The 18,078-nt window shown below is 55.4% G+C and carries 17 protein-coding genes; 11 read left to right on the top strand and 6 right to left on the bottom strand.

The genetic code is table 11. From position 1 onward, the window contains the following. Nucleotides 1-213: neutral zinc metallopeptidase (locus tag WBP50_RS09010; protein WP_423933618.1), on the top strand; the 213-nt coding region annotated here is incomplete at its 5' end. Nucleotides 214-220: 7 nt separating this feature from the next. On the opposite strand, the gene hisF is transcribed toward WBP50_RS09010, so the two are convergent. Further along, a complete protein-coding gene (gene hisF, locus WBP50_RS09005; RefSeq protein WP_423933615.1) occupies nt 221-976 on the bottom strand; it encodes an imidazole glycerol phosphate synthase subunit HisF in 756 nt (251 codons plus the stop codon). Between the two features lie 237 nt (nt 977-1,213). Here hisF and WBP50_RS09000 point away from each other — a divergent pair, with 237 nt between their 5' ends. The 6 genes from WBP50_RS09000 to WBP50_RS08975 are packed head-to-tail and all read left to right on the top strand — an operon-like array spanning nt 1,214 to nt 6,825. Next, nucleotides 1,214-1,549: a hypothetical protein gene (locus tag WBP50_RS09000; protein WP_423933612.1), complete on the top strand. Its 336-nt coding sequence runs from the start codon at nt 1,214-1,216 to the stop codon at nt 1,547-1,549. A 38-nt stretch (nt 1,550-1,587) separates the two neighbouring features. After that, nucleotides 1,588-2,640 carry an NAD(P)/FAD-dependent oxidoreductase gene (locus tag WBP50_RS08995; RefSeq protein WP_423933609.1) on the top strand — a complete coding sequence of 351 codons (1,053 nt, stop codon included), beginning with the start codon at nt 1,588-1,590 and terminating at the stop codon, nt 2,638-2,640. Continuing rightward, nucleotides 2,630-3,538 carry a 1,4-dihydroxy-2-naphthoate polyprenyltransferase gene (locus WBP50_RS08990; protein WP_423933606.1) on the top strand — a complete coding sequence of 303 codons (909 nt, stop codon included), beginning with the start codon at nt 2,630-2,632 and terminating at the stop codon, nt 3,536-3,538. Before WBP50_RS08995 ends, WBP50_RS08990 begins: the two co-directional genes overlap by 11 nt. 15 nt (nt 3,539-3,553) lie before the next feature. Then, entirely contained in the window at nt 3,554-4,429 is an 876-nt protein-coding gene (locus WBP50_RS08985) for a carbon-nitrogen hydrolase (protein WP_423933604.1), read from the top strand. Between the two features lie 59 nt (nt 4,430-4,488). Then, complete coding sequence (locus tag WBP50_RS08980) at nt 4,489-5,739, top strand: M48 family metallopeptidase (protein ID WP_423933625.1); 1,251 nt, start codon at nt 4,489-4,491, stop codon at nt 5,737-5,739. Nucleotides 5,740-5,769: 30 nt separating this feature from the next. Next, nucleotides 5,770-6,825 carry an agmatine deiminase family protein gene (locus tag WBP50_RS08975; protein ID WP_423933601.1) on the top strand — a complete coding sequence of 352 codons (1,056 nt, stop codon included), beginning with the start codon at nt 5,770-5,772 and terminating at the stop codon, nt 6,823-6,825. A gap of 1,057 nt (nt 6,826-7,882) precedes the next feature. Here the strand turns inward: WBP50_RS08975 and mdh are convergent. The 4 genes from mdh to WBP50_RS08955 form a co-directional block, all read right to left on the bottom strand. Continuing rightward, nucleotides 7,883-8,815, bottom strand: coding sequence for a malate dehydrogenase (mdh, locus tag WBP50_RS08970; protein WP_423933599.1), 933 nt, complete (start codon nt 8,813-8,815; stop codon nt 7,883-7,885). 156 nt (nt 8,816-8,971) lie between these two features. Next, nucleotides 8,972-9,226: a 50S ribosomal protein L27 gene (gene rpmA / locus WBP50_RS08965; protein ID WP_423933597.1), complete on the bottom strand. Its 255-nt coding sequence runs from the start codon at nt 9,224-9,226 to the stop codon at nt 8,972-8,974. Nucleotides 9,227-9,265: 39 nt separating this feature from the next. Beyond that, nucleotides 9,266-9,556, bottom strand: a complete 291-nt coding sequence (gene rplU / locus WBP50_RS08960) for a 50S ribosomal protein L21 (RefSeq protein ID WP_423933595.1) — start codon at nt 9,554-9,556, stop codon at nt 9,266-9,268. An 86-nt stretch (nt 9,557-9,642) separates the two neighbouring features. Then, on the bottom strand, nt 9,643-10,080 hold the full coding sequence (locus WBP50_RS08955) for a hypothetical protein (RefSeq protein ID WP_423933592.1): 438 nt from the start codon (nt 10,078-10,080) through the stop codon (nt 9,643-9,645). Nucleotides 10,081-10,271: 191 nt separating this feature from the next. Here WBP50_RS08955 and mutS point away from each other — a divergent pair, with 191 nt between their 5' ends. The 3 genes from mutS (at nt 10,272) to purT (ending at nt 15,638) form a co-directional block, all read left to right on the top strand. Beyond that, nucleotides 10,272-12,899, top strand: coding sequence for a DNA mismatch repair protein MutS (gene mutS, locus WBP50_RS08950; protein ID WP_423933589.1), 2,628 nt, complete (start codon nt 10,272-10,274; stop codon nt 12,897-12,899). Beyond that, nucleotides 12,896-14,311, top strand: coding sequence for a B12-binding domain-containing radical SAM protein (locus WBP50_RS08945; protein ID WP_423933587.1), 1,416 nt, complete (start codon nt 12,896-12,898; stop codon nt 14,309-14,311). The genes mutS and WBP50_RS08945 overlap by 4 nt, the downstream gene beginning before the upstream one ends. A gap of 157 nt (nt 14,312-14,468) precedes the next feature. Then, nucleotides 14,469-15,638, top strand: coding sequence for a formate-dependent phosphoribosylglycinamide formyltransferase (gene purT, locus WBP50_RS08940; protein WP_423933585.1), 1,170 nt, complete (start codon nt 14,469-14,471; stop codon nt 15,636-15,638). 15 nt (nt 15,639-15,653) lie between these two features. Here the strand turns inward: purT and WBP50_RS08935 are convergent, their stop codons facing one another. Beyond that, a complete protein-coding gene (locus WBP50_RS08935; RefSeq protein WP_423933583.1) occupies nt 15,654-17,417 on the bottom strand; it encodes an ABC transporter ATP-binding protein in 1,764 nt (587 codons plus the stop codon). A 203-nt stretch (nt 17,418-17,620) separates the two neighbouring features. Here WBP50_RS08935 and WBP50_RS08930 point away from each other — a divergent pair, with 203 nt between their 5' ends. Continuing rightward, nucleotides 17,621-18,022, top strand: a complete 402-nt coding sequence (locus tag WBP50_RS08930) for a MerR family transcriptional regulator (RefSeq protein WP_423933580.1) — start codon at nt 17,621-17,623, stop codon at nt 18,020-18,022. Nucleotides 18,023-18,078: the final 56 nt, after the last annotated feature.

Raw genomic sequence — 18,078 nt, 5'->3', positions numbered from 1 at the left:
CGGATGAACCTGCTGGAATCCGGAGACATCGAGGAGGCGGTCAGTGCCGCCGGAGCGGTGGGGGATGACCGGATCCAGAAACAGAGTCAGGGGTATGCGGCGCCGGACTCCTTCACTCACGGCACCCCGGAACAGCGGATGCGCTGGTTCAGCAAAGGCTATACGACCGGAGACGTTACCGCGGGCGATACCTTCTCCGGAGGAGCGCTGTGACCGGTACTTAGAGTCTGACCGTAATTCCCCGGTCGCGCAGGTACTGTTTGGCCTGGCGTATGGAGTACTGGCGGAAGTGGAAGATGGATGCTGCCAGAGCCGCATCGGCTTTTCCCCTGGTGAATCCGTCGTAGAGATGCTCGAGATTGCCGGCGCCGCCCGAGGCGATAACGGGAATGTGTACCGAGGAGGATACCTTTGAAAGGATGTCGTTGTCGTACCCTTCCTGTGTGCCGTCGCGGTCCATGCTTGTAAGCAGTATCTCTCCAGCTCCCAGCTCCTGCACCAGCTGCGCCCATTCCACCGCTTCATACGCGGTGGGGTTTCTGCCCGAGTGGGTATGTACCATGTGGCGGCAATCTTTCTTTTTCACGTCTATGGCAACCACCACCGCCTGGGAGCCGTATTTTTCGGCGATGCGGGAGATCAGTTCCGGCTTTTCGATTGCCGCGGTGTTGACCGATACCTTGTCGGCGCCGTGCATGAAAATCTCGCGTGCTCGTTCGACGGAGTTTATGCCCCCTCCGACGGTGAGCGGAATGAACACCTCGCCGGATACCTTCAGTACCTCCTCCAGTGTGGTCTTGCGTGATTCTATGGATGCCGATATGTCGAGAAATACCAGCTCATCGGCTAGTTCGCTGTTGTAGAATCGGGCCTGTTCCAGTATCGAGCCTGCGTCCCTGAGCCCTTCGAAGTTGATTCCCTTGACGACCCTGCCGCCCGTTACGTCGAGGCAGGGAATGATTCTTTTTGCTAACATGAGGCGGGTTTGAATTTCACGTTCCGTCCATTGTAAGAAATCAATAAACATAAAATCTCCAACAAAATCGTAAAGGTATTATATTGAGTTCGCCTTGACAGCCGGTACTGCCGGGTGCTCATTCGGCCATTCAGATCCTGTTGTTCCGTACGCTGTTCACCTCCTTTTTCCATCCAGTCAATCCGGGGGTTGCAGCACGCAGGATTTCCATTCAGAGGAAAAAAGAGGGAGGCAACCATGAAGTTTCCTGTTTGTGATTACGCCGATTCCGTAGAAGGATTTTATTCCCAGTGCGCGGGATGCCCTATTGAAAGCCGGGCACCCGGATGCGCACTCGATGAGATGGATGACGGTACCTATGAATTTCTGGGCGAGACGCCGCATGGCGGCACAAGGGCGCTGTTTTTTTTCAAGGATAACGCGGGCAACCAGGTCTCAAAATACGATGCCGTTCATGTCGAAATCCACGAACTCGATGCGGACGGAATGCTGGTTACGATTCTGTACGGTATGGTTGATCCTGAAGGCTTGATCTATCTGAAAAAATCCCCCCGCAGTGATGCCGCGGAATAATGAACACTGCTTCACGTTTATAAACGGCAAGTACAGCCATGACACTCAATAAAGTCTATTACAGCGGCGGTGAAGAGATTCGGGATCTGACCATTGTAGGAGGCGGACCTACAGGGATTTTCGCGGCGTTTCAGTGCGGCATGAACAATATTACCTGCCGGATTATCGAGAGCATGCCTCAGCTTGGCGGCCAGCTTGCCGCGCTCTATCCTGAAAAACATATCTATGATGTTGCCGGATTTCCCGAGGTTCCCGCAGCAGGTCTTGTCGACAGCCTGTGGAAGCAGGCTGAGCGCTATCATCCCGAGATTGTTCTCGGAGAGGCGGTCAGGCGTTACAGGAAACTTTCCGACGGTTCGTTCGAAACCACCACGACATCGGGGAACGTGTTCCTTTCGCGTGCCTTGCTGCTTGCAGCAGGTCTCGGCGCGTTTACACCCCGAAAACTGCCTCAGCTCGGCTCTGTCGATCATCTCGAAGGAAAGTCGATATTCTATGCTGTGCGCAATATCAGTGATTTTGCCGGCAAAAAGGTTGTCATTGTCGGCGGAGGCGATTCCGCTCTCGACTGGACGGTCGGGCTTCTCAAGAGCGCCGGGCAGGTAACGCTGGTGCACCGGATGCACGAGTTCCAGGGGCATGGCAAAACCGCCCGTGAGGTTGACGAGGCCCGGGAGCAGGGGGCAATCGGCGTGTATATGGATACGGAAGTATCCTCGATAGAAGAGGTGGAGGGGGAGCTGAAAAAAGTGACGCTTACGCGCAAAAACGGCGCATCCGTAGAAATTGCCGCCGACCGGCTGCTGATATTGATAGGGTTCAGGTCGAACCTCGGTCCGCTTGCCGAGTGGGATCTCGAGCTTGTTGACAACGCGCTGGTCGTCGACAGCCACATGAAGACTTCGGTGGACGGCCTCTATGCCGCCGGAGATATAGCCTGGTATCCGGGCAAACTCAAGATCATCCAGACGGGGCTGAGCGATGCGGCCATGGCCGTCAGGCACAGCCTGACCTATATCCGGCCGGGCGAGAAGATCAGGCACACCTTCAGCAGCGTTAAAATGGGAAAGCAGAAAAAGAATGAACAGTAAGCCTTCCGGTGCGACGGGCGCGGCTCTGACTCCATTCGATGCATGGATGCTCGCCATACGTCCGAAAACGCTTCCCGCCGGAGCGGTGCCGGTCATCCTCGGCAGCGCCATGGCGGCCGCCGACGGGCGGTTCCGGTTGCCGGCTGCGATCGTGGCGCTTGTCTGTGCGCTCGGCATCCAGGTGGCAACCAATTTTATCAATGAAATCTACGATTTCCGCAAGGGAGCCGATACGGCCGACAGGCTTGGGCCGACAAGGACCGTTGCCGCCGGCATCATCACCGAACAGCGGATGATCCATGTTTCCATCGGCCTTGTTTCTGCGGTTTTTCTGCTCGGCATGTATCTGGTGTACACGGCCGGCTGGCCGATTCTCCTGATCGGTCTCCTGTCGCTGCTTTTTGCCTGGGCCTATACGGGCGGCCCCTGGCCAATAGCCTATTCAGGTCTCGGGGACCTGTTTGTGTTCGTGTTTTTCGGTCTGGTGGCGGTCGGAGGCACCTACTATGTGCAGGCGCTGGATCTCTCCGTTCCGGTGCTGCTCGCGGCGGCTGCACCGGGGGCTTTTTCCGTCAATATTCTCCTGGTCAACAACATCCGGGATATCGCAACCGACCGTACGGTCGGCAAGATGACGCTTCCCGCGCGCATAGGCGGAGCCGCTGCAAGGGCTCTCTACGTGCTGCTTACGGCCGTGGCCTATCTTGTTCCGCTGCTGGTTTGGATTGAGGGTTACTCCGTATGGGGGCTGCTTTCACTTTTCTCTCTTCCGCTTGCCATCGGTATGATCGGGAAACTTTACCGTTCGGAGGGGAGGGAGCTCAACGCCGTGCTTGCAGGAACCGGCAAGGTTATGACCATTCACGGCCTCCTGTTTTCCGGAGGGCTTCTTTTTTAACTCTTTTTTCGATTCATGAGCCGAGAACCCGTTTCCATCGCGCTTGTTCAGACTTCATGCGGGGAAAATCCCGCAGGAAACCTTGAAAAAGCCTGTCAGAAAATCAGGCAGGCCGCAGCTTCGGGCGCAGGGATCATCTGTCTGCAGGAGCTCTTTACAACGCGTTACTTCTGCCAGACCGAAGCCTATGAGCCGTTCGGGTACGCCGAACCGGTGCCCGGGCCATCTACAGACCTCCTTCAGGCGCTTGCCCGCGAACTCGAGGTGGTGATTGTCGCTTCTCTGTTCGAGAAAAGGGCAAGGGGGCTCTATCACAACACCGCGGCGGTTATCGATGCGGACGGAAGCTATCTGGGCAAATACCGCAAGATGCATATTCCCGACGATCCGGGTTTTTATGAGAAATTTTACTTCACGCCGGGAGATCTCGGCTACCGGGTTTTCGATACCCGTTATGCGCGAATCGGCGTGCTGATCTGCTGGGACCAGTGGTATCCCGAAGCGGCAAGGCTCACCGCCTTGCGCGGCGCCGAGATTCTTTTCTATCCCACTGCGATCGGGTGGGCTGCCGAAGAGCATTCTGAAGATGTTCGGCGCGCACAGCAGCAGGCATGGAAGACCATGCAGCTGAGCCATGCGGTTGCGAACGGGGTTTTCGTCGCGGCAGCCAACCGGGTCGGGGTCGAGGGCGATCTCGAATTCTGGGGCAACAGTTTTGTATGCGACCCCTTCGGTCAGGTTATCGCCGAGGCCGCCCACCAGGACGAAACCGTCCTCATGGCCGGCTGCGATTGCAGCAGGATCGATTTTTACCGTGCTCACTGGCCGTTTCTGCGCGACAGGAGGATCGAGACCTACGGGGATTTACAGAAACGGTTCATCGAGGAGTAACGCATGGTTTTCCGGAGAGAGAAAATTGCATGTACGCGGTCAGGCAGAAGGATCATGCCATGAATGGTTACGGACTGGTTGTTTTCTGGACGCTGCTGCTGACCTTTTTTCTGAAGGTTGTAGCCGACATCCTCAATCTCGCCTCGTCACGCGCAGATCTTCCGGAGGAGTTTCACGGAGTATTCGATCCTGATGCCTACAGGAAGTCGCAGGAGTATCTGCGGGCGACAACGGGATTTTCGATTGCCGAGGCGGCATTTGGCCTGGCTGTGCTTCTCGTTTTCTGGTTTGCCGGGGGCTTCGAGCTGCTGGACCGCTTTTTCAGGGGGTTCGGCTTCGGCGCCCTGCCGACCGGACTGCTCTATATCGGCTCTATTCTGCTTCTGCAGGCTGTCGAAGGCTTTCCCTTCACGCTCTACCGCACCTTTGTCATAGAAGAGCGGTTCGGTTTCAACAAGACAACGCCGGCGGTGTTTGCCGCCGATACAGTGAAATCGCTCCTGCTCGCCCTGCTTCTCGGAGTTCCGGCGCTTGCACTGCTGCTCTCTTTTTTCGCTTATGCGGGAGACTCGGCCTGGCTCTGGGCATGGGGCGTTTTCGTGCTGCTTACCCTTATGCTGCAGTATGTTGCTCCGGCATGGATCATGCCGCTTTTCAACCGTTTCGAGCCGCTCGGAGATGGCGAGCTGAAAACCGCTATTCTGCACTACGCCCGGCACACGGAGTTTCCGCTTTCGGGCATTTTTGTCATAGACGGTTCAAAGCGATCTTCAAAAGCCAACGCTTTTTTCACCGGTTTCGGGAGTCGGAAAAGAATAGCCCTTTTCGATACGCTGATCGCCAATCATACGGTTGATGAACTTGTCGGCGTGCTTGCCCATGAAACAGGGCATTTCAGGAAGCGGCATGTGGTGATCAATATGGTGCTCGGCATGCTCAATCTCGGTATCATGTTCTATCTGCTTTCGCTGTTTATGCTGAACCGCCAGCTTTTCGATGCGTTTTACATGAGCGAGGTATCGGTGTACGGAAGCCTGGTTTTTTTCATGCTGCTGTATACTCCCGCTGAATTCCTGCTCTCGATTTTTCTGCAGGTGCTCTCGCGCAGGCACGAGTATGAGGCCGATGCCTATGCGGTCTCCACATCGGAAAATGGCGAAGCTCTTGCCGAAGCCCTTAAAAAACTTTCGCGCAGCAACCTGTCGAACCTTACGCCCCATCCTTTCTACGTTTTTCTCAACTACTCCCATCCGCCGGTGCTCGACCGCATCCGGAGGATCCGGCAGATGTCAGGATCCGGGGTATCCTGATTACAGAACCGACTTTCATTTCATACCATCATGACCCAATACCGATACATCATGCCGCCCGAGTGGGCGCCCCGCAAGGCGACCTGGCTTTCCTGGCCGCACAAGCTTGCATCCTGGCCCGGAAAGTTCGAACCGGTTCCTCTGGTCTTTGCGGAAATCGCCGCATGGCTGAGTACCTCGGAGGAGGTGCACATCAACGTTCTTGACGAAGCCATGGCAGCCCAGGCCCGTGAACGTATCCTTGCCGACACACATGCAACGGCGGTGATGGAGAGGATTTTCTTTCACGGTATTCCCACCAACGACGCTTGGTGCCGCGATCATGGTCCAAACTACGTTTTCCGGCAGGAGGGCGGCCGGATGGAGAAGGTTATCGTGAACTGGGAGTACAACGCCTGGGGCGGCAAATATGAGCCTTATGACGACGATAATGCAGTTCCTCGAAGAGTTGCCGCTCTTCAGCAGCTTCCGGTTGTCTCAACCGGTATGGTGCTTGAAGGGGGCGCGATAGACGTGAACGGAAAAGGGCTGCTTCTGACGACGGAGGCATGTCTGCTCAATCCGAACCGCAACCCCGCAATGAGTCGCCTTGAGATTGAAGGCGAGCTCCGGAAATATCTCGGCGCCCGGAAGGTGCTCTGGCTCGGCGATGGAATTGCCGGAGACGATACCGACGGCCATGTTGATGACATGTCGCGTTTTGTCGCTGAAACAACCGTGGTGACCGCCGTCGAGGATGATCCCCAGGATGAGAACTATCTTCCGCTCATGGATAATTACGAGCGGCTCAAGCGGTTTACCGATATCGACGGCAGTCCGCTGCAGATCCTCCGACTGCCGATGCCCGATCCGGTTTATCATGACGGAGAACGGCTGCCGGCAAGCTATGCCAACTTCTATATAGCCGGTACGGTTGTGCTTGTGCCGACCTATCGTTCATCGAGAGACCGCCTGGCTCTCGATCTGCTTCAGGGGTGTTTTCCCGGGAGGAAGGTTGTCGGCATCGACTGCTCCGATCTGATCTGGGGGCTCGGCGCCATTCACTGCATTACCCACGAAGAGCCCTCGTTACCCGGCAGCCTTTGAGACGGCCGTTGCCGCCTGTCGTCTTTCGGAAGGCCCCGATTCGGGTGAGACAACTGTGTCAGTGTATCGCATATTGTCTCGTTTCGGGATGGTTTTTGTTATGAATTGAGACAGTCGAATCTCCTCCTTTTTCTTATCCTGTCCGGTATTGCAACTTTTAGCCGGTTTGTGCTGCATTATCAATGATCGTGACAAAATTTGGTTTTTCTGGCATGAAGGTTGCATAATTATTGATGAACTTCTCACGCCAGTGAGAGTGAGCAGATGTAATGGGGGACATCTGCTCGAAAAAAAAGGAGGCCTTTACGGCCTCTTTTTTTTTGTCCGAACTGAGGAGATACTGCCGTCCGTACCCCTGAATGCCGCCTGTTCGGCATGGAATTTCCGGTATGGGTTATTTTGTTTGCTCAGGTACGGTTTTGAGACCTTTCGCCGGATTGTGCTGCATTTGCTTTGATCATACCGGGGATTGATATTTCTGGCATGAAGATTGCATAATTATTGATGAACTTCTCACGCCAGTGAGAGTGAGCAGATGTAATGGGGGACATCTGTTCGAAAAAAAGGAGGCCTTTACGGCCTCTTTTTTTTTGCCCTGACGAACCGGTCGCTGCCGGCAATTCTCCTGGAACCAGTCTTTATTTACAGAATTTCCGGTATGGAAAAACTTTTACCGGCCTTCGGGTTTCGTCTTCATGAAGCCTCTTTTTCCGGAGCAGGAGCTGCTCAGCCTTCATAGAAAGTGAAAACAGCTGTTCCGTCTGTTTCAGGCAGAGACAGAAACCGTGGAAAGTGAGACGGATTGTCCGGTCACTGTTTGTTGCGGAGCGTCACGGTCCGCTTCCTGGGGGGGCATCAGGTGGTGTTTATTTGCCGAAAAGAGCTGTGAATGATGAATTTTACCGTGCAGGGTTGTTCTGGCATGGGATTTGTTGAATAATATTTGTCATTGATATTCCTCACGCCAGTGAGGTAGAGCAGATGTAATGGGGGACATCTGTTCATGAAAAAAGCGGCTTTTTAGCCGCTTTTTTCATTGTGTGAAAACAGGAATCGCTCAGGCGATAATGCTCTGGAGGCTTTTGCAGTTCTCGTCGACAAGCGCCGCGGATTTCTGAAGGGCTTCGAGTTCGTCTGCTGCAAGATCGAGTTCGAGAATCTGTTCGACACCGTTTTTGCCGATTTTGACCGGGACTCCGCAGAAGACGTTATCGATGCCGTACTGTCCGGTGAGGAGTGTTGTGCAGGGGATAATGCGCTTGCGGTCTTTAACGATCGCCTCGATCATCTCGACGGCCGATGCTGCAGGGGCATAGAATGCGGAACCGGTTTTCAGATGGTTCACGATTTCAATGCCACCGTTTCTTGTGCGTTCGACAATGGCATCGATCTGCTCTTTAGGCATGAGTTCCGAAAGGGGAATTCCGGCAACGCTGGTGTACTTGACTATCGGCACCATGGAATCGCCATGTCCGCCCAGCACGAATGCGTTGATGTCCTGCATGGAGACGTCGAGAGCCTCGGCAATGAAGCTTCTGAATCTTGCCGTGTCGAGTACGCCGGCCATGCCTATGACCCGTTCCTTTTCCAGACCGCTGACGGTGTGGGCGACATGGGTCATGACATCGAGCGGATTCGATACCATGATGATGATCGGATTTTTCGAATACTTCATGACCTGCTGGGTGACCTCTTTGATGATTGCCGTGTTTTTCATCAGAAGGTCTTCCCTGCTCATGCCGGGTTTTCTTGCAAGGCCTGCGGTTATGAGGACGATGTCGGAATTTTCGGAATCTTGATAGTCATTCGAACCGAGTATGCGGGTATCGAACAGCGCAACAGGTCCCGACTCGTACATGTCAAGAGCTTTACCCTGGGGGATTCCTTCGACGATATCAATCAGCACAACCTCTTTGGCAAGTTGTTTTTCGGCAATTCGAAGAGCTGCCGTGGCTCCTACATTCCCGGCTCCGATAACGGTGATTTTCATAAGGCTCTATGTTTTAATAGGGTGAAAAAAAACTCATGAGACAGATTTTCGGGCTTTTGCCAGTTTACAGCCTGTTTCGATTCAGCAAAAAAAAAAGCCGCCCATATGTGAATAGACGGCTTCAGGAAATATAAGCTTATTTTGTTTCAAGCCAAATCAGGCGGGGATGATATCCACCTGTTTTTTGTTGTTGCGACCGTTGCGGAACGTTACGACTCCGTCAACAAGCGAGAAAATGGTATGGTCACGTCCGATTCCGGCATTGTTTCCCGGCTTGATAACCGTGCCTCTCTGTCTGAGAATGATGGTGCCTGCTGATACGGTCGATCCTCCGGCTGCTTTCACACCGAGGTATTTCGGGTTGCTGTCCCGTCCGTTTTTCGTCGATCCGCCGCCTTTTTTATGAGCCATAGTAAAAAATAATTAACGTTAGCAATCCTGACTGGTTTTTCAGATCGATACCACTTCGATACGGGTCATCTGCTGACGGTGCCCGTTTCGTGACTGGTAGCGTTTTCTGCGTTTTTTCTTGAATACAACGACTTTCTCATCCTTGACATGACCGAGGACTTTAACCTGTACGGTTCCTGAAGACTGTAAAGATGTATTCTCTCCATCGATTGCCGCCATGGACGTTACGTCAAGGGTGGCTCCTACTGCAGCTTTCTGCCGCGGAACGAAAAGCGTGTCACCCTGTTTAACCAGATACTGTTTATCGGAAATCTTGATCAGCGCCTGCATCTTGCACCTATAGTTTAGTGATAAAGGGTTTGAATATAGTCAATCATTCCCTTAAGATCAAATTATTTGCTCCAATACCCTCCGCTTCAGAGCAGAAAAAAAGTTACACCGAGCACGAGAGCGAACATGCCGAGTGAAATGGCAAAGAGCGTGTACCAGTTCCGGAACATTTCCGGCGAACAGGGATAGCTGATCGGCCGTATGGCGCGAACGATGTAACCCATGGTGAGGGCGACCTGCAGGATGATCAGACCGGATTTCACCGCCACCCAAAGGGTCCAGCCGTGAAAAAACGAGGCCAGAAGAATTCCGGACAGGATAACGCCTATGAAGGCGACATCGGCGACTTTCGTTTCCGTTTTGATGTACTCCCTGAGCAGGATCGCATCCTCTCCGGCGCGGACCGCCGTGCCGGTAAGCCTGGACTCGAGCGTTTTAAGCAGGAAGATCGATGCCAGAACCGTTCCGAACCAGGCGCCAAAACAGGTGACATGAATGAAAAGCAGTATGGTATGAAAATTCATGGAGAGACCGGGTGGAAATTGAAGAGTGCTGCACGTTTAAAGGTATTGCCCTCCTGCGGGCTTGTCAAGCCCTGAATGCCTCTGGCGGCTTGTTTATTTTAAGCTTCTGCAGTAGCTTCAGGGACATCTCCTGCCGGCAAGGCCGGATTTCGCTACGCTAACAGGTTCCCTAAAGAAGATCAAGAGAAGGTATGAGTGCCAAGGACGCTGCCCGCAAAGAGCATTCACCCATGATGCGCCAGTATCTGGACGTCAAGGATCGCTATCCGGATTACCTGCTGCTGTTCAGGGTCGGTGATTTTTACGAGACCTTTTTCGACGACGCCCGCCAGGTCGCTGCGGCGCTCAATATCGTGCTGACCAGGCGTTCGAACGGTTCATCGTCCGACACTCCTATGGCCGGCTTTCCGCATCATGCAAGCGAAGGATACATAGCCAGGCTGGTGAAAAAAGGGTACAAGGTGGCGGTGTGCGATCAGGTTGAGGATCCTGCAACAGCCAAGGGTATTGTCCGCAGGGAGATAACCGATATCATCACGCCGGGAGTGACCTACAGCGACAGCATCCTCGACGACCGGCGGAACAACTACCTTTCGGCGCTTGCATTTCTCCGTTCCGGCCGCCAGACGCTCTGTGGGGTGGCTTTTATCGATGTCACGACCGCCGAGTTCAGGATAGCCGAACTGCATCCGGACGATGCCGCCGATTTTCTTCGCTCCCTCCACCCAGCCGAACTGCTGGTTTCCTCGGGAGACCGGGAACGTCTGGAGATGCTCCGTACGGTGCTCTCCGACAGTGCGGCAATCACCACGCTCGACGAGTGGCTTTTCAGGGAAGATCACGCCGGAGAGGTGCTTTCCCGTCATTTCAGGACCCACTCCCTGAAAGGTTTCGGCATTCAGGGCGGCGGTGCCGCCCGGATTGCGGCTGGCGTTATCCTTCACTATCTCGAAGAGACCCGACAGAGCAGCCTGCAGTATATCACGCGGATCACACCTCTGCAGAGTGGCGACTTCATGACGCTCGATCTGCAGACAAAAAGAAATCTCGAAATCATCACCTCCATGCAGGACGGCTCGCCGGGCGGCAGTCTGCTCGAGGTTATGGACCGTACCCGGAACCCGATGGGAGGCCGGCTGATCCGCCAGTGGCTGCAGCGTCCGCTGCTGAAAAACACCGATATCACGCTGCGCCAGGATGCCGTGGAGGAGCTGAAAGCCGTTAAATCACTGAGAGATGAGGTCGGGAACCTGCTTGCGGAAGTCAGTGATCTGGAGCGGGTGCTTGCGCGCATCGCCACGCTCCGTTCCATACCCCGGGAGGTCCGTCAGCTCGGTTCGGCGCTTGCCGTCATCCCCCGGTTGAAAAACGTGCTGCGGGATGTGTCTTCAAAGCGTCTGGCTGCGCTTTCCGGCGCTCTCGAACCGCTTCCGGAGCTTGTCGAGCTTGTCGAAAGGGCTGTCGATCCCGAGGCCGGAGCATCGATGCGGGACGGTGGCTACATCCGTGCGGGCTATCACGAGGAACTCGACGGGCTCCGTCTTACAGCATCGACGGCCAGGGAAAGGCTTCTTGAAATACAGCAGGAAGAGCGCCAGCGAACCTCGATTTCTTCGCTCAAGGTTCAGTTCAACAGGGTATTCGGCTACTATATCGAAATCAGCCGGGCCAATCTCGACAAGGTGCCTCCATACTACGAAAAGAAGCAGACTCTTGTCAACGCCGAGCGCTTCACCATTCCCGCCCTCAAGGAGTATGAGGAACGGATTCTCAACGCGGAGGAGCGGAGTATCGTGCTCGAACAGCAGCTGTTCCAGGAACTGTGCCGCACCATTGCCGCCCATGCCGCTCCGATACAGGAAAATGCCGGCAGGATAGCCGAGATCGACTGCCTGCTTTCGTTTGCCGTGTGCGCCGACGAGTACGGCTACTGCAAACCAGGCATCTCCAGTCATTCGGGGCTTCTGATTCTCGGCGGACGTCATCCGGTGCTCGAACGGATCATGGCCGCGGGCGAGGCCTATGTCGCCAACGACTGTCTTTTTGATCAAAAGCAGCGGATGCTCATGATCACCGGACCCAACATGGCCGGCAAGAGCTCTTTTCTCCGGCAGACAGGTCTTATCGTACTGCTTGCGCAGGCAGGAAGCTTCGTGCCTGCCGAAAAGGCGGAGATCGGCATCGTCGACCGCATTTTCACCAGAGTGGGAGCTTCCGACAATCTTGCATCCGGTGAAAGCACTTTTCTTGTCGAAATGAACGAAGCTGCGGCCATTCTCAACAACGCCACGGAGAAAAGCCTGCTGCTGCTCGATGAGATCGGCAGGGGAACCAGCACCAGCGACGGCTTGTCCATCGCCTGGTCGATCGGTGAATATATCAGCCGCCATATCGGCGCGCGGACGCTTTTTGCCACCCATTACCATGAACTTGCCGAACTGGAGGCCCGTTTTCCGGGGATCGTGAACTATAACGCCACGGTTATCGAAACCGCCGACCGGGTGGTTTTTCTCCGCAAGATCGTCAGGGGCGCTTCGGACAACAGTTACGGCATCGAGGTGGCCCGGATGGCCGGCATGCCCCAGGCCGTCATTTCGAGGGCGAAGGAGATTCTTGCCGGTATGGAAAAACGCGACTTCGATATTCCTGCCGTTCATGAACCGGTGCGCCAGAGCATGCAGATAAGCCTTTTCGAGGAGATCGACAACCGGCTTCGCGAGGCACTGGAGGCGATCGATACCGACCGGATGACTCCCATCGAGGCGCTGCTCGAACTTAAAAAGCTGCAGATGCTTCTAACCCCGGATGCGGCACGATGAGCGGCAAGTCTGTTTTACTGATTTTCATTCAGGCCGACAGCGGGGTTGACGGTACCGCTTCCCTTGACAGCGCTTCACCAAAGCATGGCCTGTTCGGTTCGCTCAAGGAGCGTGTTCTGAGCAACGTCATCAGACGCGCACAGTTCGCCATACCGCCGCTCTCCCTTATGATTCTGAGTTCGGTGCAGGTTACGGGTGTCACCCAGACCATCTGCGATCTGCGTTTCGAGCGGCTTCCGCTCGACCGGCACTGGGACATGGCAGGCATCAGCGTCCAGACCGGCGCAGTGAAACCCGCCTTCGAGCTTGCACGGTCGCTTCGCTCGAAAGGCATCAAGGTCGTGCTCGGTGGTCCCTACGTGACCATTTTTCCCGAACGGTGCCGTGACCACGGCGATGCTCTGGTGATCGGAGAGGCCGACGACATCTGGCGCGAGGTACAGGAAGATCTTCTCCTCGGAGAACTCAAGGCGGAGTACCGGGTGACATCGTTTCCCGACCTGTCGCTCGACAGGGTCGTCGGCAAGGGCGCGCTTGATATCGGCAGCTACTTCACCACCAATGTGGTGCAGACCACCAGGGGGTGTCCCTACAGTTGCGATTTCTGCAATGTGCATGTCATGAACGGCCACCGGCTGCGCCACCGCACCATTCCTTCCGTGCTCCGGGAGGTCGAAAGCTTTCTCAGGGAGGACAAAAGGATTTTTTTCTTTCTGGACGATACCGTCAATGCCGATGAGCACTATGCCGAAAAACTTTTTCGCGAACTCATTCCGTTCGGTATCAGCTGGGTAGGGCAGGCAACCACCGCTCTTGGCGAAAAGCCGCGCCTGCTCGACGCGTTTGCCCGTTCGGGCTGCGGCGCTCTGCTTGTGGGCATTGAAAGCCTTGCCGACGGCAGCAACCACGCCCATCAGAAGTTCCATAACCCCGCAGTCCGCCAGGCTGCGTGCATCAGAAACATTCGCGAGGCGGGGATCTGCGTCTACGGCAGTTTCATCTACGGCCTCGACGAGGATACGCTCGACATGCCGCGCATGCTCGAGGAGTTTATCGAGGATACCGGCATCGATGTGCCCGGCATCAACCTTCTGCGCCCCATTCCCGGAACCGGGGTTTTCGACCGGCTCGCGCTGGAAGGCCGCCTGCTCCATTCGTCGGACGATCACGATGCCTTCCGCTTCTCATGGGGCCAGGAGATGCTCTACCGGCCGCAGCGGATCGCCCTCGAGGAGTTCATTCCGAGCTACACGGCCCTGACCGGAAGGATATTTACCGTGAGGAACGCCCTGAAGCGCGCCATGCGGGCTCCACGACTGCGAAGCGCCGTGTTCATGTTCAACCTGCTCTATGTGCACATGTACGGCACGGCCCGCAAGGATCTTCTTCGCCAGCTCGAGGATTTCGCATGATCGGGAAGGAAAATGGAAAAATCACGTTTGGTGGCTGTTCGCATCTTTTGCGGAAAACACCGCCATTTTACCGTATCGGTTTCATTCTCCGGGCAGGACGTTCAGGGGGGAACGCCGTTCCGGCAAGGCCCGGGAAACAATCAACAACAGAACTGGAATGATGAAAAAAATCATGCTGCTCGGCAGCGGAGAACTGGGCAGGGAGTTCGTTATCGCCGCCAAACGCCTTGGCCAGTACGTTATAGCAGTCGACAGCTATAACGACGCGCCGGCTCAGCAGGTGGCTGACGAGCGCGAAGTGATCGACATGCTTGACGGCGGGGCTCTCGATGCCCTGGTTGCCCGGCACCGTCCGGACCTGATCGTGCCGGAAATCGAGGCCATCCGGACTGAACGGTTTTACGATTACGAAGAGCAGGGCATACAGGTGGTGCCTTCGGCCCGCGCCGCGAACTTCACCATGAACCGGAAAGCCATTCGCGATCTGGCTGCAAGGGAACTCGGGTTTCGAACGGCCCGATACCGTTACGCGGCTTCGCCCGGAGAGCTGCGGGCTGCCGTCGGCGAGATTGGCCTCCCCTGCGTCGTGAAACCGCTGATGAGCTCGTCGGGCAAGGGGCAGTCCACCCTCAGGACACAGGAGGATATCGACCGGGCCTGGAGCTATTCGCAGAGTGGAAGGCGCGGCGATATTGCTGAGGTGATCGTCGAGGCCTTCGTGCCGTTTCATACCGAAATAACGCTGTTGACCGTAACACAGAAAAACGGCCCGACGCTGTTCTGTCCTCCCATTGGCCACCGCCAGGAGCGGGGTGATTATCAGGAGAGCTGGCAGCCCTGCCGCATCAGCGAAGAGCATCTGCAGGAGGCCTGCGAGATTGCCGGAAAAGTCACCGGTTCGCTGACCGGTGCAGGCATCTGGGGTGTCGAGTTTTTCCTGGCCTCCGACGGGTTGTATTTTTCGGAACTCTCGCCCCGTCCTCACGATACCGGCATGGTGACGCTGGCCGGCACGCAGAACCTTTCGGAGTTTGATCTCCACGCAAGAGCCGTACTCGGTCTTCCGATTCCGGAGATCCGGCTGCTTCGGGCAGGTGCAAGCGCGGTTGTCCTGGCCGATGACGAGGGGAAGAATCCCTCTTATGCCGGTCTGGAGGATGCCCTGAGGGAGCCGGATACCGATATCCGTATTTTCGGAAAACCGTTGACCCGCCCATACCGGCGGATGGCCGTGACCCTGGCTTACGGAAGCCCTGACGGCGATGTCGATGCCCTGAAAGCAAAAGCTGTCGCCAATGCAGCCAGGGTGAAGGTAACGGGTGAGTAGGCGTTCGCTTTTGCTTCAGGCAAGGGAAAGGATTTCGTCCTCGAGCAACTGCTGGTTGTAGAGGCCGTTGTAGATACCCTTCCGCTGCAGCAGCTGTTCGTGGGTGCCGCATTCAGCTATCGTGCCTTCGCTGAGTACAAAAATACGGTCGCAGTTTTTAACGGTCGATATCCTGTGGCTGATCAGAATGATGGTTGTTTCCGGCAGTTTCTCGAGGAGGGCATCGAAAATCCGGGCTTCCGTAGCGGTATCGACGGCCGAGAGCGCATCGTCGAGTACCAGTACTTTCGGGTGGCAGGCTATGGCTCGTGCTATGCACGCGCGCTGCTTTTGTCCGCCCGACAGGTTGATGCCTTTTTCGCCGAGCATGGTTTTATACTGTTCCGGAAAATCCCTGACATCGTCGTCGAGCATGGCAATGCGCGCGGCCTCGACCACCCGTCGGGGATCGGCATCCTGCAGGTTTCCATAGCCGATATTGTTTTCGATGGTGTCGGAAAAAAGGAAATTGTTCTGCGGTACGAATCCGATCTGCAGCCTCAGGCTTTCGAGAGGAATCTCCCGGATATTCCGCCCATCGAGCAGGATCTGGCCTCCGGTCGCCTCGTAGAGCCGAGGGATGAGGTTGACAAGGGTCGTTTTTCCGGTGCCGGTTGCTCCAACAATGGCGATTTTCGAGCCGGCTCCGGCCTTGAAGGTGATGTTTTTCAGCACAGGAATATCAGGCTGCGAGGGGTAGTGAAACGACACATCGCTGAACGAGATTTCTCCCCTGCCGGTTGCGGTTTCATCGGTCCGTGGCGCTGTCGCTTCTTCATTCGCGATATCGGGGACGGTGTCGAAAATCTCGCTCAGGCGGCCCTGGGCAGCAGCGGCTTTCTGGACAATTCCGGTTACCCAGCCGATGGAAATGATGGGCCAGCTCAGCATGGTTACATAGACGATGAACTGCGCGATACCGCCGATGGTCATCTTTCCTCCGATGGTTGCCAGTCCGCCTATCCAGATCACCGGAATGAGGGATAGTGCCGTCATGGAGGTGAGCATGGCGAAAAAAAGAGCCTGGAGCTTGCCGAGCGAAAGGTTCTTCCGGTAATAGTCCCGGTTCAGCTTTTCGAACCGCTCGATCTCGACGGCCTCCCGCGTATAACTTTTGACCACCCTGATTCCGGTAAGGTTCTCCTGGACAAGGTTGGTGATTTCGGCATAGCTCTCCTGGATGCTTTTCGAGCGTTTCTGCATCGAGCGGCCTATCCGGTAGACCGAATAGCTGAGAATCGGGGCGGGAAGCAGGGCGAAAAAGGTCAGGACGGGAGAGAGCGCCAGCATGGCGATGATGGCAAAGAAAAGCTTGAAAAAGGTATTGATGGAGTACATGATGCCGGGGCCGAGAAAGTCGCGCACGGCATTCAGGTCGTTGGTGCCCCTGGAAATCAGCTCTCCGGTGCTTGTCCGGTCATAAAAACTGCGCGGGAGCTGCTGCAGGTGACTGTAGTAATCGTTTTTCAGATCATATTCGATGTTGCGCGAGGTAACGATGATTTTCTGGCGGACGAGAAAAAGAAAGAATCCGCTGAGGAGGGCAAAGAGAACATAGATTCCCGTGAAGCGGAGGATATCCCCCATCCGGAACGATCCCTGCATGGCATCGACGGCTTTGCCGATATAGTGCGGTCCGGTTACCGCAAAGATGTTGGTAAGGATAATGTAGATGAATCCTTCACCGAGATGACGTTTATACCTGAGGAGGTAGGGTTTGAGCGCAAGCAGATTTTTCATCCGGTGTTTTTTTGTTTTTGCGGTAGTAATGTATAATAAAGAAGATGCAAAACACAAAGGCATCTGTGTCAGCCCGTGCCGTATTGTGGCCTCTTTACCCCCTTCGGCGCCCGAAATCTTCCCTTTCCCTGGATTTCATGCTCGGGATATTGTGAGGGTTGACGCCGATTCCTCCACTAATTATACCGGGGCAGCGTAACATTATGCCATTCGAGACGCAGAAAAGCTATTATTCGATCGGTGAGGTTAGCCGGATAGCCGGCGTGCCGGCCTATCTTCTCCGGTACTGGGAGAGTTTTTTCACCGAGCTGAGCCCCTCGCGCGATACCCGCGGCAACAGGCGCTACACCAACCGGGATATCGCTATGGTGCTCAATATCAAGGAGCTTGTATACGACAAGGGGTACAAGCTTGGCCGGGCCAGCGAGCTGGTTAAAGGGGATGCGCCGGAGAACGATGCCGACCGGAAAACCGCGGAAATTCTCAAGCTGCGCAAGCAGATCGAGCGTGATCAGAAAAAAAGCTCCACCGTTGACGACCGGCGGAGGGTTCTGCTCGAAGAGATCCGCGACGAGGTCGAGGAACTGCTGCAGATGATGGGGTGAAGATGGTGAGCGGTCAGGCGCAAGCCGGGAGATGATTCTTCCGACAGGCAAGACCC

Origin of the sequence: Chlorobium sp. (assembly GCF_049593655.1) — a bacterium.
Taxonomy (GTDB): Bacteria; Bacteroidota; Chlorobiia; order Chlorobiales; family Chlorobiaceae; genus Chlorobium.
The sequence above is the reverse complement of the archived record's forward strand: the minus strand, read 5'-3'. Positions and strand labels throughout refer to the sequence as shown.